The organism is Nocardia sp. JCM 38205 (assembly GCF_058222935.1).
Genome location: NZ_JBYHFL010000007.1, coordinates 40,747 through 62,094 on the forward strand (window position 1 = coordinate 40,747; position 21,348 = coordinate 62,094).

General features: G+C 66.8%; 25 protein-coding genes. 11 read left to right on the forward strand and 14 right to left on the reverse strand.

Annotated elements, in window-relative coordinates:
* Positions 1 to 75: 75 nt before the first annotated feature.
* Positions 76 to 504 (reverse strand): hypothetical protein, encoded by a 429-nt coding sequence (locus AC4HOU_RS24045; RefSeq protein ID WP_195021481.1) that lies wholly within the window; start codon positions 502 to 504, stop codon positions 76 to 78.
* Between the two features lie 146 nt (positions 505 to 650).
* Positions 651 to 1,169 carry a hypothetical protein gene (locus tag AC4HOU_RS24050; protein ID WP_228816072.1) on the reverse strand — a complete coding sequence of 173 codons (519 nt, stop codon included), beginning with the start codon at positions 1,167 to 1,169 and terminating at the stop codon, positions 651 to 653.
* Positions 1,170 to 1,325: 156 nt separating this feature from the next.
* Between AC4HOU_RS24050 and AC4HOU_RS24055 the strand changes: the two genes are divergently transcribed.
* Positions 1,326 to 2,012 carry a DNA alkylation repair protein gene (locus AC4HOU_RS24055; protein WP_195021480.1) on the forward strand — a complete coding sequence of 229 codons (687 nt, stop codon included), beginning with the start codon at positions 1,326 to 1,328 and terminating at the stop codon, positions 2,010 to 2,012.
* Between the two features lie 314 nt (positions 2,013 to 2,326).
* Here the strand turns inward: AC4HOU_RS24055 and AC4HOU_RS24060 are convergent, their stop codons facing one another.
* The 4 genes from AC4HOU_RS24060 to AC4HOU_RS24075 all read right to left on the reverse strand — a co-directional run bounded on the left by AC4HOU_RS24060 (position 2,327) and on the right by AC4HOU_RS24075 (position 5,502).
* Positions 2,327 to 3,109, reverse strand: a complete 783-nt coding sequence (locus tag AC4HOU_RS24060; protein ID WP_195021479.1) for an ESX secretion-associated protein EspG — start codon at positions 3,107 to 3,109, stop codon at positions 2,327 to 2,329.
* Positions 3,106 to 4,452: a hypothetical protein gene (locus AC4HOU_RS24065; RefSeq protein ID WP_490725318.1), complete on the reverse strand. Its 1,347-nt coding sequence runs from the start codon at positions 4,450 to 4,452 to the stop codon at positions 3,106 to 3,108. Before AC4HOU_RS24065 ends, AC4HOU_RS24060 begins: the two co-directional genes overlap by 4 nt.
* Positions 4,453 to 4,454: 2 nt before the next feature.
* Positions 4,455 to 4,850: a hypothetical protein gene (locus AC4HOU_RS24070; RefSeq protein ID WP_163817885.1), complete on the reverse strand. Its 396-nt coding sequence runs from the start codon at positions 4,848 to 4,850 to the stop codon at positions 4,455 to 4,457.
* 70 nt (positions 4,851 to 4,920) lie between these two features.
* A complete protein-coding gene (locus tag AC4HOU_RS24075; protein ID WP_490725320.1) occupies positions 4,921 to 5,502 on the reverse strand; it encodes a DUF3558 domain-containing protein in 582 nt (193 codons plus the stop codon).
* A 287-nt stretch (positions 5,503 to 5,789) separates the two neighbouring features.
* Between AC4HOU_RS24075 and AC4HOU_RS24080 the strand changes: the two genes are divergently transcribed.
* The gene (locus AC4HOU_RS24080) at positions 5,790 to 6,029 is read left to right on the forward strand and encodes a hypothetical protein (protein WP_195007210.1); all 240 of its coding nucleotides are present in this window, start codon (positions 5,790 to 5,792) and stop codon (positions 6,027 to 6,029) included.
* A 122-nt stretch (positions 6,030 to 6,151) separates the two neighbouring features.
* Here the strand turns inward: AC4HOU_RS24080 and AC4HOU_RS24085 are convergent, their stop codons facing one another.
* Positions 6,152 to 6,775: a MerR family transcriptional regulator gene (locus AC4HOU_RS24085; RefSeq protein ID WP_194992701.1), complete on the reverse strand. Its 624-nt coding sequence runs from the start codon at positions 6,773 to 6,775 to the stop codon at positions 6,152 to 6,154.
* A gap of 103 nt (positions 6,776 to 6,878) precedes the next feature.
* Between AC4HOU_RS24085 and AC4HOU_RS24090 the strand changes: the two genes are divergently transcribed.
* The 3 genes from AC4HOU_RS24090 (at position 6,879) to AC4HOU_RS24100 (ending at position 9,944) form a co-directional block, all read left to right on the forward strand.
* Positions 6,879 to 7,310 (forward strand): hypothetical protein, encoded by a 432-nt coding sequence (locus AC4HOU_RS24090; RefSeq protein ID WP_228807125.1) that lies wholly within the window; start codon positions 6,879 to 6,881, stop codon positions 7,308 to 7,310.
* Positions 7,311 to 7,489: 179 nt separating this feature from the next.
* Positions 7,490 to 8,662, forward strand: a complete 1,173-nt coding sequence (locus AC4HOU_RS24095; protein WP_194992702.1) for an aminoglycoside phosphotransferase family protein — start codon at positions 7,490 to 7,492, stop codon at positions 8,660 to 8,662.
* A 28-nt stretch (positions 8,663 to 8,690) separates the two neighbouring features.
* Positions 8,691 to 9,944 carry a cytochrome P450 family protein gene (locus AC4HOU_RS24100; RefSeq protein WP_280498692.1) on the forward strand — a complete coding sequence of 418 codons (1,254 nt, stop codon included), beginning with the start codon at positions 8,691 to 8,693 and terminating at the stop codon, positions 9,942 to 9,944.
* Here AC4HOU_RS24100 and AC4HOU_RS24105 read toward each other — a convergent pair.
* Both AC4HOU_RS24105 and AC4HOU_RS24110 read right to left on the reverse strand, forming a co-directional pair.
* Complete coding sequence (locus tag AC4HOU_RS24105; protein WP_228806405.1) at positions 9,941 to 10,168, reverse strand: hypothetical protein; 228 nt, start codon at positions 10,166 to 10,168, stop codon at positions 9,941 to 9,943. The genes AC4HOU_RS24100 and AC4HOU_RS24105 overlap by 4 nt on opposite strands.
* A 149-nt stretch (positions 10,169 to 10,317) precedes the next feature.
* Entirely contained in the window at positions 10,318 to 10,944 is a 627-nt protein-coding gene (locus AC4HOU_RS24110; protein ID WP_280212432.1) for a LysE/ArgO family amino acid transporter, read from the reverse strand.
* A gap of 70 nt (positions 10,945 to 11,014) precedes the next feature.
* On the opposite strand from AC4HOU_RS24110, the gene AC4HOU_RS24115 reads away from it, so the two are divergent.
* A complete protein-coding gene (locus AC4HOU_RS24115) occupies positions 11,015 to 11,920 on the forward strand; it encodes a LysR family transcriptional regulator ArgP (protein ID WP_490725417.1) in 906 nt (301 codons plus the stop codon).
* A 67-nt stretch (positions 11,921 to 11,987) separates the two neighbouring features.
* On the opposite strand, the gene AC4HOU_RS24120 is transcribed toward AC4HOU_RS24115, so the two are convergent.
* The 3 genes from AC4HOU_RS24120 to AC4HOU_RS24130 all read right to left on the reverse strand — a co-directional run bounded on the left by AC4HOU_RS24120 (position 11,988) and on the right by AC4HOU_RS24130 (position 14,588).
* Positions 11,988 to 12,848, reverse strand: a complete 861-nt coding sequence (locus tag AC4HOU_RS24120) for a haloalkane dehalogenase (RefSeq protein WP_490725323.1) — start codon at positions 12,846 to 12,848, stop codon at positions 11,988 to 11,990.
* A 103-nt stretch (positions 12,849 to 12,951) separates the two neighbouring features.
* Entirely contained in the window at positions 12,952 to 13,911 is a 960-nt protein-coding gene (locus AC4HOU_RS24125) for a sigma-70 family RNA polymerase sigma factor (RefSeq protein ID WP_490725324.1), read from the reverse strand.
* Positions 13,912 to 14,297: 386 nt separating this feature from the next.
* A complete protein-coding gene (locus AC4HOU_RS24130) occupies positions 14,298 to 14,588 on the reverse strand; it encodes a hypothetical protein (protein WP_490725326.1) in 291 nt (96 codons plus the stop codon).
* Positions 14,589 to 14,702: 114 nt separating this feature from the next.
* On the opposite strand from AC4HOU_RS24130, the gene AC4HOU_RS24135 reads away from it, so the two are divergent.
* From AC4HOU_RS24135 to AC4HOU_RS24155, 5 genes are all read left to right on the forward strand, one after another.
* Positions 14,703 to 15,347 (forward strand): TetR family transcriptional regulator, encoded by a 645-nt coding sequence (locus AC4HOU_RS24135; RefSeq protein ID WP_490725328.1) that lies wholly within the window; start codon positions 14,703 to 14,705, stop codon positions 15,345 to 15,347.
* 129 nt (positions 15,348 to 15,476) lie between these two features.
* Positions 15,477 to 15,710: a hypothetical protein gene (locus AC4HOU_RS24140; protein WP_490725330.1), complete on the forward strand. Its 234-nt coding sequence runs from the start codon at positions 15,477 to 15,479 to the stop codon at positions 15,708 to 15,710.
* 54 nt (positions 15,711 to 15,764) lie between these two features.
* On the forward strand, positions 15,765 to 17,507 hold the full coding sequence (locus AC4HOU_RS24145) for an MDR family MFS transporter (RefSeq protein WP_490725419.1): 1,743 nt from the start codon (positions 15,765 to 15,767) through the stop codon (positions 17,505 to 17,507).
* Between the two features lie 134 nt (positions 17,508 to 17,641).
* Positions 17,642 to 18,289 carry a PadR family transcriptional regulator gene (locus tag AC4HOU_RS24150; protein ID WP_194990488.1) on the forward strand — a complete coding sequence of 216 codons (648 nt, stop codon included), beginning with the start codon at positions 17,642 to 17,644 and terminating at the stop codon, positions 18,287 to 18,289.
* Between the two features lie 177 nt (positions 18,290 to 18,466).
* A complete protein-coding gene (locus tag AC4HOU_RS24155; RefSeq protein ID WP_195021471.1) occupies positions 18,467 to 19,687 on the forward strand; it encodes an FAD-dependent monooxygenase in 1,221 nt (406 codons plus the stop codon).
* Between the two features lie 55 nt (positions 19,688 to 19,742).
* Here AC4HOU_RS24155 and AC4HOU_RS24160 read toward each other — a convergent pair whose 3' ends face one another.
* Both AC4HOU_RS24160 and AC4HOU_RS24165 read right to left on the reverse strand, forming a co-directional pair.
* Positions 19,743 to 19,967, reverse strand: a complete 225-nt coding sequence (locus tag AC4HOU_RS24160) for a hypothetical protein (protein WP_163815940.1) — start codon at positions 19,965 to 19,967, stop codon at positions 19,743 to 19,745.
* A gap of 35 nt (positions 19,968 to 20,002) precedes the next feature.
* On the reverse strand, positions 20,003 to 20,779 hold the full coding sequence (locus tag AC4HOU_RS24165; RefSeq protein ID WP_195021470.1) for an HNH endonuclease family protein: 777 nt from the start codon (positions 20,777 to 20,779) through the stop codon (positions 20,003 to 20,005).
* Positions 20,780 to 21,348 lie beyond the last annotated feature (569 nt).

Here is a 21,348-nt window from a genome sequence, read left to right on the forward strand (position 1 = left end):
CCGTCTCATTGACGGATTTTGGTGCGCCCCCCGTCCTGATGGCGGGGGTGTCCGTCGTGATCCCGGCCTACGGGATCAGCCGCAGTGGCTCGGGCCGGGGGAGCGCCAGCCGGCCTGCCCTGTTGCGTCGGGCCGGCTCGCGAAACCGCCCCACCCGATGCATGTGCCGGGAGCATCCACCTTCACGGGACCGGCGTAGTACGCGAACCAGCCAGAATCCTTCTGCACCAAGTCGGGCTTCCCCCAGATCCCGAGTTCGACCCCGACGGGGGTTTTGGTGCCGACGTAGGCGGTTTTCCAGGTGACGGCGCAGTTGGTTCGGCCGTTGTAGAGCAGGTAGATGGTGGCCAGACTGCCCAGGTCGTGGGTGTCGATGACGCGGTAGCCGCTACCGCAGACCGAAGCCGGAGTCGCGGCGTTTGCAGGCGCGGCCATGCTCAGCGATCCGGTGAGGACCGCTGCGATGGCCAAGCCCAGCCGGGCTCCGTGCTTGATTACACGCATTGTTCAATTTCTTTCTGAAGAAGATCAACCGCCGAACATGGGCGGGCGATCGTTTGCCGATGGATCTTCCGGCGGTCCCAGGAGTAGTTCGCGCTCGTCGTCGACGAACGCGCTTTCTATGCGTTCGAGGGACCGGGAGTGCGGAATCAACCGCAGTGGCTCGGCGACGGCGAGTCCCAATGGATTCCGCCTCCTGATGTGATGTCGCCGGGCCGGAGTGCGCTACCGCCCCACGCGATGCATTTGCCGGGGGCATCCACCTTCACCGGGCCGGCGTAATACGCGTAGTGGTCGTAGTCCTGCCGGTGGCTGCTGGGCTGTCCCCAGATCGCGACCATGGCCCTCGTGGGGGTCTTGGTTCCGACATAGGCGTTCTTCCAGGTGACGACGCAATTGGTCCGGCCGTTGTAGAGCAGGTAGATGGTGGCGAGACTGCCCAGGTCGTGGGTGTCGATGACTCGGTAGCTTCCGCCTCCGCATACGGAGGCCGGCGTCGCGGCGTTCGCGGGAGCGGCCAGGCTGAGCGATCCAGTGAGAATTGCCGCTACGGCAAGGCCCAACCTGGCTCCATAGTGGAACACGCGCATCTTTGTAATTTTCCTTCCGAGAAACAATCCAGCGACCACGTAGCGGCGGTAATGGAATGCCGATACATGATCCGTCAAGATCCTGCACCGCGCCCGGGCGCAAAGATTCCCCATAGTGGGAAATCGCTGGATATCCGGGGCGTGGGCGGCTGCCGGGTTTGCCGTTGATCACGCGCGGTCGGGCGCCTGCCGTCGTAGCCTGAAGCTCTCAGATGCCGGACAGGAGGTTTCGCCGTGGCCGAGACGATGTCGACCGAGACGACGGTGTCGCAGGTGCTGGCCGAGCTGGCCGCGCTGGACGACCCGAAGATGCGGGCGGTGAACGAGAAGCACGGTGACGATCACGGCGTCAACCTCACCAAGCTGCGCGCACTTGCCAAACGGCTGAAGACCCAGCACGATCTCGCCCGCGAACTCTGGAACACCGGCGACACCGCGGCGCGACTGCTGTCTCTGCTGATCTGCCGCCCGAAGGCCTTCGACCGGGACGAGCTCGATGCCATGATGCGCCAGGCCACCGCACCCAAGGTCCAGGATTGGCTGATCAACTACGTGTTGAAGAAGAACCCGCACGCCGAAGAGCTGCGCCGCACCTGGTTCGCCGACCCAGACCCGCTGGTCGCGAGCGCGGGCTGGGCGCTCACCGCCGACCGCGTGGTCAAGAACCCCGAGGGCCTCGACCTCACCGAACTGCTCGACCTCATCGAAGCGCACATGAAAGCCGCCCCCGACCGCCTCCAATGGTCGATGAACACCTGTCTCGCCCACATCGGCATCACCAACCCCGACCACCGCCCCCGCGCACTCGCCATCGGCGAACGCCTCGAGGTTCTGAAGGACTACCCGACCTCCCCCGGCTGCACCTCGCCCTACGCGCCCATCTGGATCAACGAAATGGTCCGCCGCCAGCAGGACAAGTAACCGTGCGATTCACGGGATGACCCGCCCCGAACCGCCGGAGGTCGCCCGAGCCCCGAACCGCCGGAAGTCGCCCGAGCCCCACCGCTCGTACCCGGCGCAGTGCGCGGACGCCTCCGTGCCGACGCCAGCGAACGGAGTCGGCAGCCATTGGCGATGAGCTTGCCCGCGTGACACCGTCGAATTCGTCTGTGCGGCGCCGCGATAATCGCGGGCGTCCCACAACGTTGCTGGTGCCGCATGTCCTTGCGCGGGGGATGGGGACATGAGCCGGGCGATTGCGGCGTGTACCCGGTCATGCCCCCTCGTCGAGGGACTCACCACGCAGGGGCGGTGGCGCGGCGGGTGGTGTCGATGGTGTGCTGGAGGGCGCGGACGATCTCGTCGGGTGGGGCGGGGGCGAGGGTGAATTCGTCGTGGGGGTGGTGTTGCAGGAGGTAGCGGCCGTCGTTGGGCTGGTAGTCCATCCAGGTGAAGCCGCGGACGTCCGGGGTGGGGCGGCCATCGATCGCGCCGCCGGCGTAGACGCCGATCTCGCCGAGGCTCGAGCGCGGGCGGCGCACGATGCGGTTGATCTTCTCGGTGAGCGACAGACGGGTCGGGTGCTTGGCGTACTCGACGCGACTCACATCCGAGCCACGCGCCCGCAGCCCTTCGTACTTACCGCCCGCGCACTTGGGTAGATGCGCAACAACCTGGCCGGCGAGGGCAGGCGCGGGCAGCATCGACAGGATCACATCACGGCCGTAAGCCTGTGTAGCGCCGGGCAATTGGACCGCCATCGCGGCCTCCTGGCCGACGATGCCGGCGTGGATGCGCACGACCTGCCGGAAATCCTGGCCGAAGAAGCCGTGCACCTCCACCCGCACCTCCGGTTCGAGCAGCGTGGAAATCGCCCGGTGCAAGCGTTGATCGGCGATGGCGGCGAGCCGCTGCCCGGCCTCCCTGCGCATCCGCTGATAGTCGTCATAGGGGACCGGTTCGTCCGGGACGCGGCGCTCCGGCTCCCATTTGATCGGATACGGCAACCGGTCACGGCCGAACGCGTTCACCGCCAGGGTGAACATCAAACCGTCCATCCGCCAACGTGATTCGCTCATCCGCCGATCACTCCACCCGGTGGCAACGCAGGCGGTTGACTGCCGAGCAGTTCATCGCCGTGGTCGTAGATCAAATAGTCGGGTGTCTTGTGTTCGTCGTCGTCCTCGCCCTTGCCGCCGCCGCGTCCGGCAGGCATGCCCATGCCCGGCATCCCCATCCGGCCATTGCGCCCCGAGCCCGCACCCGCGCCGGTCGACGCCGCCGCCTTACCCTGCGTATTCGCCCCGCCACCGGGCACACTGCGACCCATCCCCGGTGTCGACGGCACACCGCTGCCACCAGGACCGCCGCCCGACCCCATCCCACCGGTGCCGACGCCGCCGGGCAGCCCGGACGTACCGCGCGGAAGATCCGAGTTCGGGAGCTGGGTGCTCGCCGGAGTGGTCGACGCAGGCGTGGTGGAGGCGGGAGTGGTCGACTGCGGAGTCGTATTGTCCGTGGTGTCGTCGGACGGGTTCGACTCTTCGCCGTTGCCGTTGTTCTCGCCACCCCCGTTCTCGATCTCCTCGCCCGGGTTCTTCCCGCCCCCACCCGGCGGCCAGCCGGAGGTGCCGGGCGGGTTGACCGGAGGTTTCCAGCCTTCGTCCTTGTCATCGACGGGGTTCTTGGGCTGGGGGAGGACCGGTGTATGGCCGTCGACGTCCTCGGCGCCCGGCCGGTAGTACGTGGTCATCACGAACCGGGCGTTTTCTTGCGCCTCGGTCGCCCGGTACTCGGGGCCTTTGATGACGCTCTGGAACGGAATCGCGTTGATGATCTTGTCGCCGACCGTGGTGTTGTCGGGTTTGCCGACGGAGTTCTTCGCCTGCGCGAGGTGGCCTTCCATCAGGTCCAGGCCGTGGGCAACCATCTGAAAGCAGGCTGCGATCGTGGTGAACGAGGTTGCGAATGCGCGAGTGCCTTCGATTGCGGCGGTACCAGATTGGCCATTCCAGTAGTTGGTGATGTCTTCTTCGACGCCTTTGGAGAACACCTCGATTGCGTCTCGGGCGTCCTTTGTGAGGTTGCGCCAACCATCGGCCTTCGTGTTGATCGCAGCGGGGTCGACGTCTTTTACCGCGTCGTAGATCTCCTGATGCGACATCGTTTCGAAGGGGTCTTGCACGGTGATGACGCGACCGGCGAACTGATCACTACCGTATTCGCCGAGCAGGCCCTGCCACTCGGTGCCGACGATCGCGCGGTCGGCATCCCACTTGGCCTTCTCGTCATTCACGCGCTGCTGATCATCGCGCTTGTTCTGGTCTGCCTCGCCGAAACCGAGGAACTGAACAGTCGACACGACTGGGTTGTCGATGAAGTTGCCGACGTTGCTGACCCAGTCGGTGAAGCCGAGTCCCATAGCTACTGCACCCCCGTTTGTCCCAGCACGCCAGCGGTGGACTGGTCTGTTTCCTCGATCCGGCGAATGGCGAGAGCGTAGGTCTCACTCATCAGCGTGACGATGTCGATGCTCTCCTGGAGCCGTTTCAGAGCCGAATCTTCATCGGTGCTCGCCTTCGCTGCGAATTTCTTCCGCAGTGCTTCGGCTGAATTCAAGGTGCCAAAGCCCGACACGTGCTCGAGTTGCTTGGTGTCCGCGACCATCTTGCGCAGTTCCGTGAGCAAGGTATCTGCGCGGCCCTTCAGCGCATTCCCAATTTCCGGCTCCATGCGCAGTTCGCCGTTCTCGGCTTGGGTTTTCATCGTTTTCCAGTGGTTCAGCAATCCGGGCATCTCAGAGTTGCTGGGTGTCGTCACAGTTCCCCTCCCAACACTGCCTGCAGACGAGCCGACCTGATCTTTCTCACGAGAAGATTCACAGCCGTCATCATTTTGGCAGGTAAGGCTCGAGCTCGGTAGCGTGTCGAACTGCCACACTGCACGGCGGTGATTCCGGCATTGATTCTTCCTCGCCGTAAAGCCAGCTGACAGACACTTCTAGCGTCCCTTTCGCCCACGGAAGGTTCACCCAGCAGGTCGAACGTTCCTCGTCCGATTTCTCGCCGTACGTCAAGCCGGAGCGGGGGCCGATCTGAACTTCCTTCAGCCCAGACAGGTTGGTGTTTGCTCGGGCTTCTGCCTGCGTGTATGTCGATGACCCGACGTACACGAGGTAGGGACCCTCGGTCGAATCCCACCGGCAAATCCGGTAGGTCACATCTCCGGAAGGTGCATCTGTAACTGCATCCTTCGATGCGGGGTTCACCTTCGTCGCCGCCAAGGCCTCATCAGCCAAGTCGGTGCACGGATTCCACTGCACCGTCTGTTCCCGCGTCGTCTCACTCTGCCCCTGCGCCGCCGGCTCCCCATCCACCGACGTCGAGCACCCGGCGACCAGCCCGGCGGCGGCGATTGCGCCGAGCATCGCGCGGACCGCGACCCCTCTGTGTGCACTACTCGCGGTACGCATACCCCTCCTGCTTTCGGTGCGAAAAGACCGACACTGAATAGGACGCACCTTACCGCGATCCGGTTCCACTCGATCTATCGTCCAGGATCGGTCCGGCAACCATCCGCGCTCGCTCACGGGCCGATCTCGCCACGGCGGGCGCTGAGCGTGCTCGCGATGGCTCGCGTTCGGGCACTCGCCGATCCGTCCTCGGCCTTGCAGTCCTTGCCACTACCGCGGCCGCGGTCGGACTCCTGTCCGCGACTGCCGCCCCCGCCGATGCCGCCACCGGCACCTTCATCTGGAGGGTGAACAGCCAAACCACCGAGCTGAAAGATCCGAAGGATGGCAGCTGCCATCGCATGCCAGGCGGCGCCTCGACGCAGGTCGTCGAATTCACCAACAAAACCAATAGGAGAGCCAGCGTCTTCCAGGGCACGACATCCTGTGACAGCCGGGGCCCGGGAACCGTTCACCGAGTCGACCCGGGCGGTACGGGCTACTTCACGGCCCGCAGCGATATGTCCGTGCGCATCTGGACCAGCTGAGCGCACCCTTCCTCGAATTGCACCGAGGTGAGCCCGCCCGTCGAGCAGCTGTTCGACGGGCGGGCTTCTTCGCGGCAGCGGTTCACTGCGATACGCGTGGCCCGAGTGTGGGAAGGCCGGAACTACGCGTCCGGACCGAAGTCGGCGAGGCGCTGGGCGGTGAGTTCGGCGTGGGTGATGCGGCGCAGGGCGGCGAGGATGGGTTCGTAGAGGACGGTGCCGAGTACGGAGTATTCGATGGCGGCGGCGGGGGAGTCCAGCGGCATGCGGTCGATTTCGAAGGCGGCGATGGCGGTGATGTGGGGGGCGTAGGCGCGCAGGCGGTCCTCGGTCATGGGCAGGCCTGCGGCTTCGGCGTCGGCGAGGGCTTGTTCGAGTTGGGCGGCGGCGGGGAGGTCGGCGGGTAGCTGACGGCCGAGGATGGCGAATGCGGCTCGGGCGCGCGGCAATTCGGTGTCGGTACCCGCTTCGGGTGATGGCGGGAGTGCGGCGGTGGCGGCGCCGAGGGCGGTGAGCAGGGTTTCCTCCGGGGCATCGATCAGGCCGACGATCGTCTTGATCTTCGCCAGCGCTAAGCCGTGCCCGGACAGTGCCTTCACCAATGCGATCCGTTTGACGTGCGGTTCTCCGTACTCGGCACGGGTGGCGCTGGTGGCGCGGCCCGGCATGAGCACACCCTCGCGCAGGTAGTACTTGATCGTCGGCACCGGCACTCCGGTGCGGGCCGCAAGCTCCGACATCAGCATCGCGTCTGTCCTCCTCCGAGTCACCCTTGACATTGGATAGTGTAACTATCCATTATTGGGTAGCTACACTATCCAATCGGATCTACGACGCCAGGAAGCAGTCATGGATACCTCGCTGATCTCGCCGTTCATGAGCATCGTGCTCGGGGCGACCATCCTCTCGGTGGTCACCATCGCCTTCGGCGGCACGTTCCTACTGCGCGTCTTCACCGGCGCCCACCCCACCAACGATCTGCAGAAATCCTTCTTCCGTGCCGGCCACGCGCATGCCGGGGTGCTGGTCGTGCTCGGCCTGCTGCTCGCCGTCCTCGGCAACGCGACGGGTGCGAGCCGCGGCTGGGCCGATGGCGGCGCGATCGCCGTGCTGGTCGCCGCGATCCTGATGCCGCTCGGCTTCTTCCTCTCGGTGCTCGGCCGCGAACCGCAGCGGCCGAACCGGATGATCGTCAGCGTCTGGCTGGGTGCGACGCTGCTGATGGCCGGGCTGCTGGTGTCGGGAATCGCGACGCTCGTCGCCGGGATCGACCGGTTCTGAGGGGTCCGGCGCGGCCTGCTCGGCCGGCGATCGGCGACCGGTAACAAAACAGGCCGGTCAGTCTTAATACGTTGTCAGTCCATATTTTTCGTTCGTCTCGCGTACTGTCGTCTGGGCCAGTGCATTCGAAGCAGGCCGCTCGTACCAGTTCGTCATGATTCGGAAATCGAGGCAAGCGAATGAACCACAAGCTATGGCTGCTCGGGCGATCGGTCGCGGTGGGCGGACATATCTTGGGGGAGAAGGTGGTCCGGCCGAAGGCGCGAACCATCGACGACGTTCCGGTATCCGGGGAAACGATCACACCGGCCTGGCTGACGGCGGTGCTGTGCCGTGACGTCCCCGGCGCCGAGGTCATCTCCTGTGCGACCTACAACGGCAGCCGGGGCACCTCGACCCGAGTCGCGATCGCGGTCGAATACAACGAAGCGGGCGAGCAGGCCGGGCTGCCGACGGCACTGTTCGCCAAGACGACCACGGCTTTCAGCCAGCGCATTCTGCTCGGCGGCGGCAAGATGATCACCGGCGAGACCCGCTTCTTCCGCGACTTCCGGCCCGAGGTCGAGATGGAGGCGCCGGTCGGATATTGGGGCGCCGCCGACGAATCGTCGTGGCGTTCCATCGCGCTGATGGAAGACATCGCCACCACTCGCGGTGCCGTGTTCGTGGAACCGACCACCTCGGTGAGCAAGACCCAGATGGAAGATCTGGTGCGCAATCTCGCGCGCCTGCACGGCACGTTCTGGGAGCATCCGTCGATCGCGGTCCTCAACAACCCGAGCTATATGCTCCAGGCCTATCTCGCCGCGATCGATATGAAGAAGCGCTGCGCGATCGGGCTGGAACGGGCCGGGGAAGTGATCCCCGAATCCCTGCGCGGCCAGAGCGAACGGCTGTGGGCGGGCGTCGAGCGGGCGATCGAGCTGGCCACCGACGAGCTTCCCCCGACGCTGCTGCACGGTGATCCGCATATCGGGCAGACCTACGTCACCGGCGACGGGCGAATGGGATTCGTGGACTGGCAGGTCGTGATGCGCGGCGGCTGGGCACACGATTTCGCCTACACCGTGAACTCGGGCTGCGAGCCCGAGGACCGGCGGACATGGGATCGCGATCTGCTGGCGGCCTATCTGGATGAACTCGCCCGGGTCCGTGGATCGGCGCCCTCGTTCGACGAGGCGTGGCTCGCCTATCGGCAGCAGTCCATGTTCGCTTACGCGGCATGGGCTTTCACCATCGGCCGCGCCGCCTACCAGCCCAAGATGCAGTCCGTCGAAACCTGCTTGACCCTGCTCGAACGCATCACCACCGCATTGGACGATCACGACTCATTGGATGCCCTCGGCGTCTGACCGAATCCGAACAGTCTGGAGTTCCCGCGTGACTACCTCCACCCCTTGGGCGCAGGTCACCTCGTGCCCGGTGGCCCACGGATCGCCGACGCTCACCCTCGGCCCCCGCGTGCCGCTGCACTCGGCCGAGTTCGCCGCCGACCCGCATCGGCACTACCGCGAAATGCGCGGCCGCTACGGATCTTTGGCGCCGGTCGAACTGGCGCCCGAGGTTCCCGCCACCTTGGTGATCGGATACAGCACCGCGGTGCGCATCCTCAACGATCCCGAGCATTTTCCCGCCGATCCGCGGGCGTGGCAGAAGAACGTCCCGGCCGACTGCCCGATTCTTCCGCTGCTGGAATGGCGGCCGATGGCCAGCCGCAGTTCGGGGGCCGATTTCGTGCGCTATCGCCAGGCCATCACCGCCGGCATCGACAATGTCGATCTGTATGCGCTCAACGGCGTCGTGGAGAACATCGCTGTTCCGCTGATCAACACGTTCTGCGCCGACGGGCAGGCGGATCTGATCCGCCAATATGTGTTCCCGCTGGTCTTCGAAGTGGTGAACTTCCTGCTCGGCTGCCCAGCCGAGATCGGCCAGCAGGTCGCGGCGGGCACGGCGGCGTTGCTCGAAGGAGTCGACGCCGAGAAGGGCAATCAGCTGCTCGGTGAGGCGCTGATGAAGTTGGTGACCTACAAACGCGTCGAGCCCGGCAACGACATCACCTCCGCGCTGCTGCAACACGAATCCGCGCTCGACGACGTGGAGGTGTCGCACCACGTCTCGCAGGTCTACGGCACCGGAATCGAATTCCAGCTCAACCTGATCGCCAACACCCTGCTGCTGGTGCTCAGTGATGAACGCTTCGGCGGCAGCGTGCTCGGCGGCAACCTGTCCTCGCGCGACGCCTTGGACGAAGTGCTGTTCAACGATCCGCCGCTGGCGAACCTGCTGATCACCTACCCGCGTCAGCCGATCCTGATCGACGACGTCTGGCTACCCGCCCACCAGCCCGTCGTGATCAGCATGGCCGCCTGCAACAACGACCCCGCCGTGCGCAACGGCGAACTCCTCGGCAACCGCGCCCACCTGGCCTGGGGCGTCGGCCCGCACGCCTGCCCCGCTCAGTCCCTGGCGTACCTGATCGCCCAGGACGCCATCGACCAACTCCTCGACGCCCTCCCCGACCTGCGCCTCGACCTCCCCGACGACACCCCCACCTGGCGCCCCGGACCGTTCCACCGAGCCCTGGCGGAACTCCCGGTCACCTTCCCGCCCGCCGCTCCGCTCACGATCTAGTGGTCGGTGGCGAGGAATTCCAGTCGGTTGCCCACGCCGTCGATCGTGTGGAACCTGCGGCGGCCGGGGATCTCGGCGGGGTCGGGCCAGTTCACGGGGTGGCCCGCGGCGGTCACTGCGGCTGCGGTGGCGTCGATGTCGACGATGAAGGCGGGGTGGGCCTTCGTAGCGGGCCGGAAGTCCTGTTCGACGCCGACGTGCAGCTCACCGTCCGGGCCCGTCACTCCGGGTACTCGGAACCAGCATCCGCCGCGGGCCGCGAGTAGCGGTGGCTTGGGTAGTAGGTCGGCGGGAAATGTTCTTGGGCAGTGGAACTCGGGTGGTCGTAGCGAGGCGCCAGCTGGCATTGGATCCGCGCGGTTGCCCTTGCATGTCACAGTGCGCGCACGACCAGGGCAGCGCCCATGGTGAGCATGGTGATGGCGACGAGGGTGTCGAGGAAACGCCAGGCGGTGGGGCGGGACAGGATGGGGGCGAGGAGGCGGGCGCCGTAGCCGAGGGTGATGAACCAGGTGAAGCTGGCGAGCATGGCGCCGAGGCCGAAAATCCAGCGCAGCGAACCGCGTTGGGTGGCGACGGTGCCGAGCAGCAGCACGGTGTCGATGTAGGCGTGCGGGTTGAGCCAGGTCATGGCCAGGCAGGTGAGCACCACGTTGCGTAGGGTGCCCGCGGCGCCGGACGCGCTGGTCAGGGCCTGGCCGGCGGGCGGTCGCAGCGCGCGGCGGGCGGCCATGGCGCCGTAGCAGATCAGGAAGGCTCCGCCCGCCAGGCCGGCGATGGTGAGCGCGGCGGGCCAGGCGGTGATCACCGAGCCGAACCCGGCCACACCGAGGGCGATGAGCAGCGCATCGGAGATCGCGGCGATCGCCACGACAACCGGAACCGCGTGCCCGCGCGCACCCTGGCGCAGGACGAAGGCGTTCTGCGCGCCGATGGCCACGATCAGAGACAACCCCGCACCGAATCCGGCGAGCGCCGCCGGGAAGATTCCGCTGTTCACGTCACCCGACGCTAGGGAGATCCACGGAATCAGTACAGCTAAAGTTTCTTAACTATCATTAGCTGCTGTGATGACAGAGTTGCCGTTCGATCAGGTGCGCACGCTGCTGGCGGTGGTCGACGAGGGCACCTTCGACGCCGCCGCGGCCGCACTCCACGTCACGCCGTCAGCGGTGAGTCAGCGCATCAAGGCGCTCGAACAACGCACCGGCCGGGTGCTGCTCACCCGCACCAAGCCCGCGCAACCGACCGAATCCGGGCAGGTGATCGTCAAATTCGCGCGCCAGATCGCCGCACTGCAACGCGACACGCAGCGCGAGCTGGGCATCGGTGACGAATCCGATCCGGCGCGACTGTCCATCGCGGTGAACGGTGATTCACTGGCCACCTGGTTCCTGCCCGCCCTGACCCGCGTCCCACAGGACCCGCCGATCTGCTTCGAGCTGCACCGCGAGGACGAATCGCATTCCGCGACCCTGCTGCGTGAGGGGCAGGTGATGGCGGCGGTGACGTCGTCGGCCGAGCCGGTGACCGGCTGTACCTCGCGGCTGCTCGGCCTGGCCAGGTATCTGCCGGTCGCGAACCCGGATTTCGTCGCCCGGCATTTCGGTTCGGGAACGCTGCGGCGTCGCCTGCCCGAGGCGCCCGTCATCGTCTACGACCGGCGCGACGAACTGCAGGACCGCTATGTCCGCACCATCACCGCCGGTCAGGCAGCGGCCGGCGACCTGCGCCACTACATACCCACCTCGCAGGGCTTCTGCGAAGCCATCGTCGCGGGCCTCGGCTGGGGCCTGGTCCCCGAACAGCAAGCCGTGCCGCTGCTGCGATCGGGTGCGCTGGTCGCGCTCGGCCGCCGCAAGTGGGTGGATGTGCCGCTGTACTGGCAGCAGTGGAAGCTCGACGTGCCCGCGCTCGCGCTCGTCGCGGAAACCGTTGCCCGAGCGGCCGCGCAGGCTCTGCACCAGCGTCGCTGAGCTAGCCGGGCCGGCGGGCACCGCTTCGGTCGCAACGGTGGCCGAGGGTTCTCGCCAGCGCCCGTGATTACGGAAACCGCTCGGCGATAGCCGTGGCGATCGCGTCCGGTTCGTGTTCCTGAATGAAATGCCGTGCGTTCGGCAGCTCGACGACTTCGAGGTCGGTGAACATGGCCCGCATCCGCGGGATGCACGCCTTCGGGCGGAACACCATATCCTTCATTCCCCACACCAGCAGGGCCGGCTTATCGCCCAGCGTGGCGGGCACGTCGCGTTCGAGTTCGGCCAGCAGCGGGCGGGCCCGGCGGATCTCCCTCGGCGTCTCGGCGAGGGCCTGCCTGGCTCGAGCGGTGGGTTGCACCAGGCGGTAGTGGTCGGCCTCGGTGGCGCTGAGTGTGCGTCCCAGTTCGCCGAGCAGAACCCGTTCGATCAGGAAATTCCGTTCGAGGATTCGCTTGCGCATCGGGCGGCTGCTCATGATCGTGCTGAACGCCCGATTGGCCAGTGCGTCGATGGGCCAGAGCGCCGTATTGCCCAGCACGATCCCGCGCACGCGATCCGCGCGGGTGGTGACCGCGCCGAGCCCGATCGGCCCGCCCCAGTCCTGCCCCATCACAACGAGATCGTCGAGCCGCAGATGATCGATCAACTCGCCGAGAACGGCGGTGTGCTCGGCGATGGTGTAGCCGAAACCCTCGGGGCGCTCGGACAATCCGAAGCCCAGGTAATCAAGGGCGATACACCGGTACCGGTCGCGCAGGGCCTGCACGATGTGCCGGTAGAGGAAACTCCACGCCGGTGCGCCGTGACAGAACAGGATCGTCGGCCCTGCCCCCTCGTCGATGTAGTGCACCCGTCCGGCGGATGAGTCGAACCACCTGGATTCGAATGGGTACACATCCCTGTCAGGAACGAAATCGATGAACATGGTGCCCTCCCTCCGACGCCAGATTACTGGCAGCAACCGCCTCGTGCCCCCTCGGAAGCCGGAGCGGCCCCCGGGCGGCGCGAATGAGAAGTGCGGTGAAGCGCTATCCCAGCATCCCCGCCAGCACCTTCGCCCGGCCCGGCGTGCGTAGCTTCGTCAAGCCCTTGGCTTCGATCTGGCGCACGCGTTCACGCGAAACACCGAGCGCGGCACCGATTTCAGCGAGTGAGCGGGGTGCGTCGTGATCGAGGCCGTAACGGAGGGTGAGTACTTCGGCCTCGCGGTCGGACAGGGCGGCGAGCATGGCGCGCAGTTGGGTGCCGATGGTGGCGGCGGTGGCGAGTTCGTCGGGGCCGGGGGCCGTGTCGGGGATCAGACTGCCGTATTCGGTGGCGTCTTCGCCGATCGGCGTGTGCAGCGAGATCGGGTCACGCGCCAGCTGAAGCAGTTGCGTCACCTGGGTTTCCGTCATCGCCAGGTCGGCGGCGACCTCGGCGGCGGTGGCGTCGCGGCCGAGCCGCTGGGACAGGGTGCGCTGGGTGCGGATCACCCGATTGAGCACGTCCACCACGTGCACCGGGACGCGGATGGTGCGGCCCTGATCGGCCAGCGCGCGGCCGACGGCCTGGCGGATCCACCAGGTGGCGTAGGTGGACAGCTTCAATCCGCGCCGGTGATCGAACTTCTCGATCGCCCGGATCAGGCCGAAGGTGCCCTCCTGCACCAGATCCAGTAGCGACATGCCGGTGTTGGTCGGGTAGCGCTTGGCGATGGAGACGACCAGGCGCAGGTTCGCCTGGATCATGTGTTCCTTCGCGCGCGCTCCGTCGGCGACCGTGCGGCGCAGGGCCCGCAGCTCGGCGGGCGGGAGCTCGCCGGATCGGTCGAGCCGCTGTTGGGCGCGGACACCGGCCTCGATTCGCTCGGCCAGCGCGACTTCCTCCGCCGCGCTCAGCAGTGGTGTGCGGCCGATGGCGCGCAGGTAATCGCGGATCGGGTCATCGCTGACGGAGCCGAGGGTGGGCGAGGCGGTACGGCGGGAGGGGAGGCATCGGGTGGTCAAAGGATTCCTCTCGGGAGTCGGGGAGTGCGGGGCGAATCCGCGGTGGTGGCCTGCGGTCAGCGACGAGGCGGCGTTGTGCGGAATCTCCTGCGGCGCTGTTCGGTGAATCGCATCTCATCCGGGATTTCGGTGGGGCTACCGGCGCAGTGCAGCGGGTGGGCCGTCGGTGGCCCCGCTGGTTGCCCGGCCGCGACGATTCGGCGTGCGGACGGCAGCTAGGGATGGCGCCTGCATCGCGTGATGGGATGCAGGCGCCCTCGGTGTCAGCGCCGGAATTCGCAGTGGGCGGGGCATCGTCGGCACCGCTGGCCCGCCGCGAAGACTCGGCGTGCGCGCGCAGGCCTGGATGACACCTCCGCTGCGGAGGTACACAGGCGCCGCCGATTTCAGCGCCCCGGAATGCGCAGCGGCCGGTGTGGCGCGGACCGGAACTGCTGGCTGCGGGCGAGGCTGCGCTCGTCGCGAGCCTTCCGGCGCCGCCCGGCGACCGGGAAACCGGCTTCGGTGCGCCGGGCGAGCGGGGCGGCCGCGGGGGCCGGTGGCTGGGTGCCCGCGCTGAGCATCTGCTCGATCGCGGCATCGAACGCGGACTGCGGGGTGGACTTCTCGGCCAAGGTGACTGCTCCGTTTCGGTGGGTGCTGGCGGGGCGGGTGGTGCTGTCGGGGCCGTGAGTCATGCGCGTTCTCCTTCGACTGTTTCGCGCCGCCGTGGCAACGCGAAGACAAACTTAGAGTGGACCTAAAAATATGTCAAGCATAAATTTATGACGAGTTCAGGTAGTCTGGTCCGCATGACCACCGAGACCGCCGAAACGCAGGGCCTTCGCGCCAGGAAAAAGCTGCAGACCAGGGAAAACATCTCCCACCAGGCCACCATGCTGTTCCTCGAGCGCGGGTTCGACAAGGTGACGATCGCCGACGTCGCCGCGGCCGCGCAGGTCGCCAAGATGACGGTGACCAACTACTTCCCCCGCAAGGAAGATCTCGCGCTGGACTTGGGCGAGGTGTTCGTCGATCAGCTCGCCCGTACCGTCCGTGAGCGCGAACCGGGTGAATCCGCGCTGGCGGCATTGCGCCGCGCTTACCTCACCGCTGCCGCCGAACAGGACCCCGTCGTCGGCTTCTCCGGCCCCGCATTCGCCGCGATGATCACGGCAAGCCCGGCCCTGGTCGCCCGGTTACGCGAGTTCCACGACGACCGCGAAGCCGCCCTGGCCCGCATCCTCGCCGAGGAAACCGGCGCCGCCCCCGACGACATCACCCCGCGCGTCGCCGCCGCCCAACTCGGTGGCGTGCACCGAGTGCTGTTCGACGAAACCATGCGCCGCACCCTCGCCGGCCGATCCAACGACGAGATCGCCGCCGCCCTCACCGGTTACATCGCGACGGCCTTCGACGCACTCGAGCCATCCCTGGGGACCTACGCGGTGCGCTGATCGGCGACATCGCCGGCGCGGTGTAGCCGATCGCCCGCGCTGCCGACGCCCGGCCGGCCGACTTCATCTCGGGATTCGCTGCCGTGTCGCTGCCTTCCTGGGGATGGGGACGCGGCCCATACTGGGCCGATGAGCGATGCGGTGGCAGTCGCTGAACGGGCACCTGAGCCGATGAGCCGGGCGAAGACCAATGTGGTGTTCGGGACCATCGTGCTGGGGATGCTGATGGCCGCGCTGGATCAGACGATCGTGTCCACCGCGCTGCCGACGATCGTGGCCGATCTGGGTGGGGCCGGGCATATGGCGTGGGTGGTCACCTCGTACCTGCTGGCCGAGGCGGTGGCGACGGCGCTGGCGGGCTAGCTCGGTGACCTGTTCGGGCGCAAACTGATCTTCCAGCTCAGTGCGCTGATCTTCATCGTCGGTTCGATGGTCGCGGGCCTGGCCAACGGGATGCTGCTGTTGATCGTCGCGCGTGCGATCCAGGGGGTCGGCGCGGGCGGGCTGATGGTCACCTCCATGGCGTTGATCGCCGACATCATTCCGCTGCGCGAACGCGGCAAGTATCAGGGCGCGCTCGGGGCGGTCTTCGGCGTCACCACCGTCATCGGGCCGACGCTGGGCGGGCTGTTCACCGACCATGCGAGCTGGCGCTGGTGCTTCTACGTCAATGTCCCGTTGGCGATCCTGATGATCGCATTGGCCGCGCGCACCATCCCGCACGTCAAGGCCATGGCCAAGCCGATCATCGACTACGCGGGCATCGGCCTGGTGGCGCTCGGTGTGTCGAGCCTGATTCTCGGCCTGGAATGGGGCGGAACCGAATACGCGTGGGGTTCGGTGCAGATCATCGGGCTGTTCGTGACGGCGGTCGTGCTGTTGTCGGCGTTCGTCTGGGTGGAGTTGCGCGCGCGGGAACCGATGCTGCCGATGGGGCTGTTCCGCAGCCAGGTGTACACGGTGTGCTCGATCCTGAGCTTCATCGTCGGGTTCGCGATGCTCGGCTCGATGACGTATCTGCCGGCCTACCTGCAATACGTCGACGGTGTCTCGGCCACCGCTTCGGGGGTGCGCACCCTGCCACTGGTGTTCGGCCTGTTCGTCACCTCGATCCTGTCCGGCCAGGTGGTCGGCAAGACCGGACGCTACCGCTGGTTCCCTATCGCGGGCACCGGCGTGATGGCGGTCGGGCTGTTGCTGATGTCGACGATGGGCCGCGACACCAGCGTCTGGCTGGAATCGCTGTACATGCTGATCCTCGGTCTCGGCATCGGTCTGGCCATGCAGGTGCTGACGATCGTCGTGCAGAACACCGTCCCGTACGCACAATTGGGCACCGCCACCTCGGGCGTCACCTTCTTCCGGACGCTCGGCAGCGCGTTCGGCACCGCCGTCTTCGGCACCCTCTACACCAACAAGCTCGATCCCGAACTCGCCGGCGCGCTGACCGAGGTGCGGGTGGTTCCGCCCGAAGTGGCGGCGAATCCGGAGGCGCTGCGGGCGCTGCCGCCGGAGCAGGCCGATCCGATCATCGATGCCTACGCCGCGGCGATCGACCACGTGTTCCTCTGGGTGGTTCCGGTCGCGCTGGCCGGTTTCGCGGTCGCCTGGTTCCTGAGGGAAGTGCCTTTGCGTGACAGTGCCCGCGCGGATGCGCGCGACGTGGGTGAGGGTTTCTCGGTGCCGGACTCGGCCGATCGGGTGGTGCTGCTGGAACGCGCGATCGCCACCACCCTGCGATCCGCGCGCGCCGAAGGCCCGATCGGCCCGGTGGTTCTCGCCGACGCCGGCACCGACCTCACCCGAGGTCAGGCCTGGGCGCTCGGACAGGTATATCTGCACAACCGGATTCGCGGGGAGGCCACCCTCGACGCGATCGCGCGCGTGCACCGGCTGCCCGACGAGGTGATCGCTCCCGTCTTCGGCGAAGTGCGCGCCGCCGGATACCTCGCCCTGGACGGCCCACTGCTCACCCTCACCCCGGCCGGGCAGGCGCAGGTCGACCGGATCAGGGCGGCCTGGCGGCGCTGGCTGGATGTGCGGCTCGACGACTGGGACCGCACCGATCCCACCGATCGGATGCTGCTCGACCAGGCACTGGAGAGCATTGCCATCAAACTGCTCGACCAGGACGTGCACGAACTCGTCCCCGCACACTGACCGCCACCGCGACGGGGCACCCCGGATGGGTCGAGGCTCGGATCCTCCTGCGTCTCCAGCCCCGAAAAGCGGACACACCTCTTGCGGCGCTAATACTCGCGCACGTATATTCGTAGACGAGTAAGGAGGTGTGCATGGCGACCAAACGCAAGGTCGGCAATCTGCTGGCGTTGGCGGTGCTCTCGGTGATCATCGAACGGCCCATGCACCGCTACGAGATCGCGTCCACGCTGCGCGATCGCGGCAAAGACCGCGATATGGACATCAAATGGGGATCGCTGTACACCGTCGTGCAGAACATGGCGAAGGCCGGATTCCTCGAGGTCGTCGGCAGTGAACGGGAAGGTGCGCGGCCCGAGCGCGTGATCTACCGGATCACCGACGCCGGCCGCGCCGAACTGATCGACTGGACCAGGGAGCTCATCGCCGAACCACAGCCCGAACAGCGGCAATACGTGGCCGGACTGTCGATTCTCGCGGCACTGCCGCCGGACGAGGTGATCGACCTGCTCGGACGCCGGGTCGACGCCCTGGACGAACAGATCACCACCGTGCGTGCGGAATTCGACGCGGCCGCGGGCTCCCTGCCGCGATTGTTCATGGTCGAGACCGAATACGGGCTGGCCATGCTCGAAGCCGAACGCGCGTGGACCGCCGCATTCCGCGACGAGCTGGTGTCCGGGAAGTTCCCCGGGCTGGAAGGCTGGCGCACCTGGCACAGCGAAGGCATGGATCTGGCCAAGGCCGGCGACCTCATGGAAGGGGGGAAGCCACACCCATAGCAAACACCGAGACCGAGTCCGGCGGAGGTGCGGCAACACCGCCGCCGAACTCGGGGAACCGTCTCGGACCGTGCCCGCATTCGCACACCCGGCCAGAGTTTGGCAACCACAGGATAACCGGGTGGGTGATTCGCGGTGCGGTTCGCCGTACACACACGACCCCACCAGGAGTTATTCATGTCCACAGTTCGTTCCGCGCTGGTCATCGGCGGCGGCATCGCAGGCCCGGTCGCCGCCACCGCGCTGCGCAAGGCGGGAATCGAGGCCCGCGTCTACGAGGCCTATTCCGGGCCGTCGATCACCATCGGCAGCGGGCTCGCGCTCGCACCCAATGGCCTTGCCGCCCTGGATGTGATCGGCGCCGGTGATCGCGTCCGGGCGATCGCGGTGCCGATCCCGAAGATGAACCTGTCCGTCGGCGGCAAGCGCATCGAGGTGCCGACGCTGCCCGATGTGGAGCCGATGCAGGTCGTCGACCGCGGCGAATTGCATCGCGTGCTGCACGATCACGCGATCGCGGCGGGTGTGCCGATCGAATACGACAAGCGGCTGACCGCCGTCGACGAGCATGCCGACGGCATCACCGCCCAGTTCACCGACGGCAGTACCGCGACCGCCGACGTTCTCATCGGCACCGACGGAATCCGCTCCACCGTGCGCGGATTGATCGATCCGGACGCGCCCGGCCCGGAATACACCGGCATGCTCGGATTCGGCGCGCTGACCGAATGCGAGATCGACACCCCACCCGAGACCATGGTCTTCGCGTTCGGCAAACGCGCGTACTACCTGTACTGGCCGGAGGGTGCGGGCACGATCGCGTGGGGCGCCAACCTGCCGCACAAGCAGTACCTGTCGCTCACCGATGCCCGCGCGATACCGGCCGAGCATTGGCTGACGCTCCTGCGCGAGACCTATGCCGAGGACACCCCCGGCGGCCAGTTGGCGCGTGCCACTACGGCCGACCAGTTGCAGATCACGGGCGCGCTGCACATCATGCCGCCGGTCCCGCGGTGGTATCGCGGGCGGATGGTGCTGGCCGGCGATTCGGTGCATGCGCCGTCCAACAGTTCGGGGCAGGGCGCGTCGCTGGCGGTGGAGAGTGCCGTCCAATTGGCGCGTTGCCTGCGCGATCTGGCCGGTCCCGAGGAGGCTTTCGCCGCGTATGAGGCGTTGCGCCGTCCGCGGGTGGAGGGGATCGCGGCCCGCGCGGCCAAGATCAACCGATCCAAGACGCCGGGCCCGATCGCGGGCCGGATCATGCGGGCGGTGATGCCGGTGATGATGAAAATGATGAAGGGTCAGCAGAAGACGATGGGTGCCGAGCAGCGGTACGTGATCGATTGGGACGCCCCGGTCGGTACGGAACTGGGTGCGGTGCCGGTGTCGGCTCGCTGATCGCGGACCCGCAGGGGTGGGCCGGCGGGATCCGGTCCACCCGGCGCGAACCCGCCTATGCCTCGAAGGGAATGGTGTTACCCGCAGCGTCACGCTCACCGATGCCCGCTTCGATCGCGGCGACCAGTTCGGTGACGGAGGTCCAGGTCCGTGGGGGTTCGGCGTCGAGGTTGCCGATGGTGTACCAGGTTTCGGTGTCGCGGTAGCGCACCAAGCCCTTGCCGGATTCGTCGACGGTGACATCGAGGGCGCCGGATACCGTGCCTTCCTCTTCGGTCATGACGGCAGCCGCGGCGGTGAGCTCGATGATGTCGCTTATCGGAATTCTCCTCGCTTGACGCAATCATCGACGGCGGTACGGAGGGCCTTCTGCTCGTCGGGGTCGACGGTGAGGCCGTACTTTACCTTGATCTTGACGTAGTGATCGATATAGCCACACCGGAAATTGCCCGGTGGGAGGTAGTGCGCGGCATCCTGGTCACCCTTGGACCGGTTGGCCGACGGGTCGGAGGCGATGAGGTTGCCCGCGTCGTTGGCGATGCGGCGGCGGGTGTCCTCGTCGAGTTTGTCGGCACCCGAACGCCATGCCTCGGCGAGCGGGACGATGTGCTCGGCGTCGACGGAGGCCGGATCGGTCATCCACTTGTAGGGCTTCAGCTGCCCGGTCTTACGGTCGGTGAAGCCGTACTGGTCGCGCCAGCCGCCGTCGGTGCCGATGGTCAGTTCGCAGGTCTTCGCGTCGAGGGTGACCTTGCCGGTGGCGTCGCGCAGCATCATCACTTCGCGGGTGGTGCATTTGGCGTACTGGGCGAACTCGGGACCGAAGCCGTGTTCGGGCTTGTTGGTGTCCCAGTGCGGGAACTTCTCCCGGCTGTAGCCGCTCATCGAGCCCTCGGCCGAGACGGCCAGGCGGCCGAGCAGCTCGCTGACGTCGCGCCCGGTGGTCGTTGCCGCGCCGGCGGAACCCGCGCCACGCTTGGCGAACAGGTCGTCGACATAGCCGTAGCCGACGATGGCGAGTGCGATGAGGCAGACGGCGGCCGCGATGATCGTGCGGGTGCGGCCGGAGGTGCGTGCGAGCAGATCGTTCACCGGGCGACCTCACCGTGGACGAAGGAACCGATCTGGAGTGCGGTGAAACTCAACTGACTTCCTTGTCCTGCGCCCGAAAATTACCGGGCGTCAAGCTACCCGGTGCCAGCTGCACTCGAAGGCACTGACAGCTATGAGATTACGCACAGGCCGATGACACGGCCGCGTGGACCATCCCCGGACCGGCGTGCCGGCGCCGGGCCGGGGATGGCGTGCCACGGGCGAATTCGATCACCGCCCGCGCGACTGAGGGCGGCCGGTTGTCCAGACCGGGCCGCGGCCACGACACCTCGAGGCTGATGAGGGGGTAGTCCCGGGGTGTCGTGTCGCACGAGCGCGAACTCGTCGTGACGCTCGCGGTCCGGGAGCTACCCAGACCAAGCTTTCATCTACGTATTTGGATAGTAGATGTCTGATTTCTTCTCTGCAAACACCCTACCCACTTCCCAGGATTGGGAGTTTTGTCCTGGTCATGGCGGTCGGATCTACGGTTGGAGTACGGAAATGCCGAACAGGCTGGGGGTTCATGGCTCACGCATCGGTCAGGTATGCGGTGAGCTGCGGGTTTC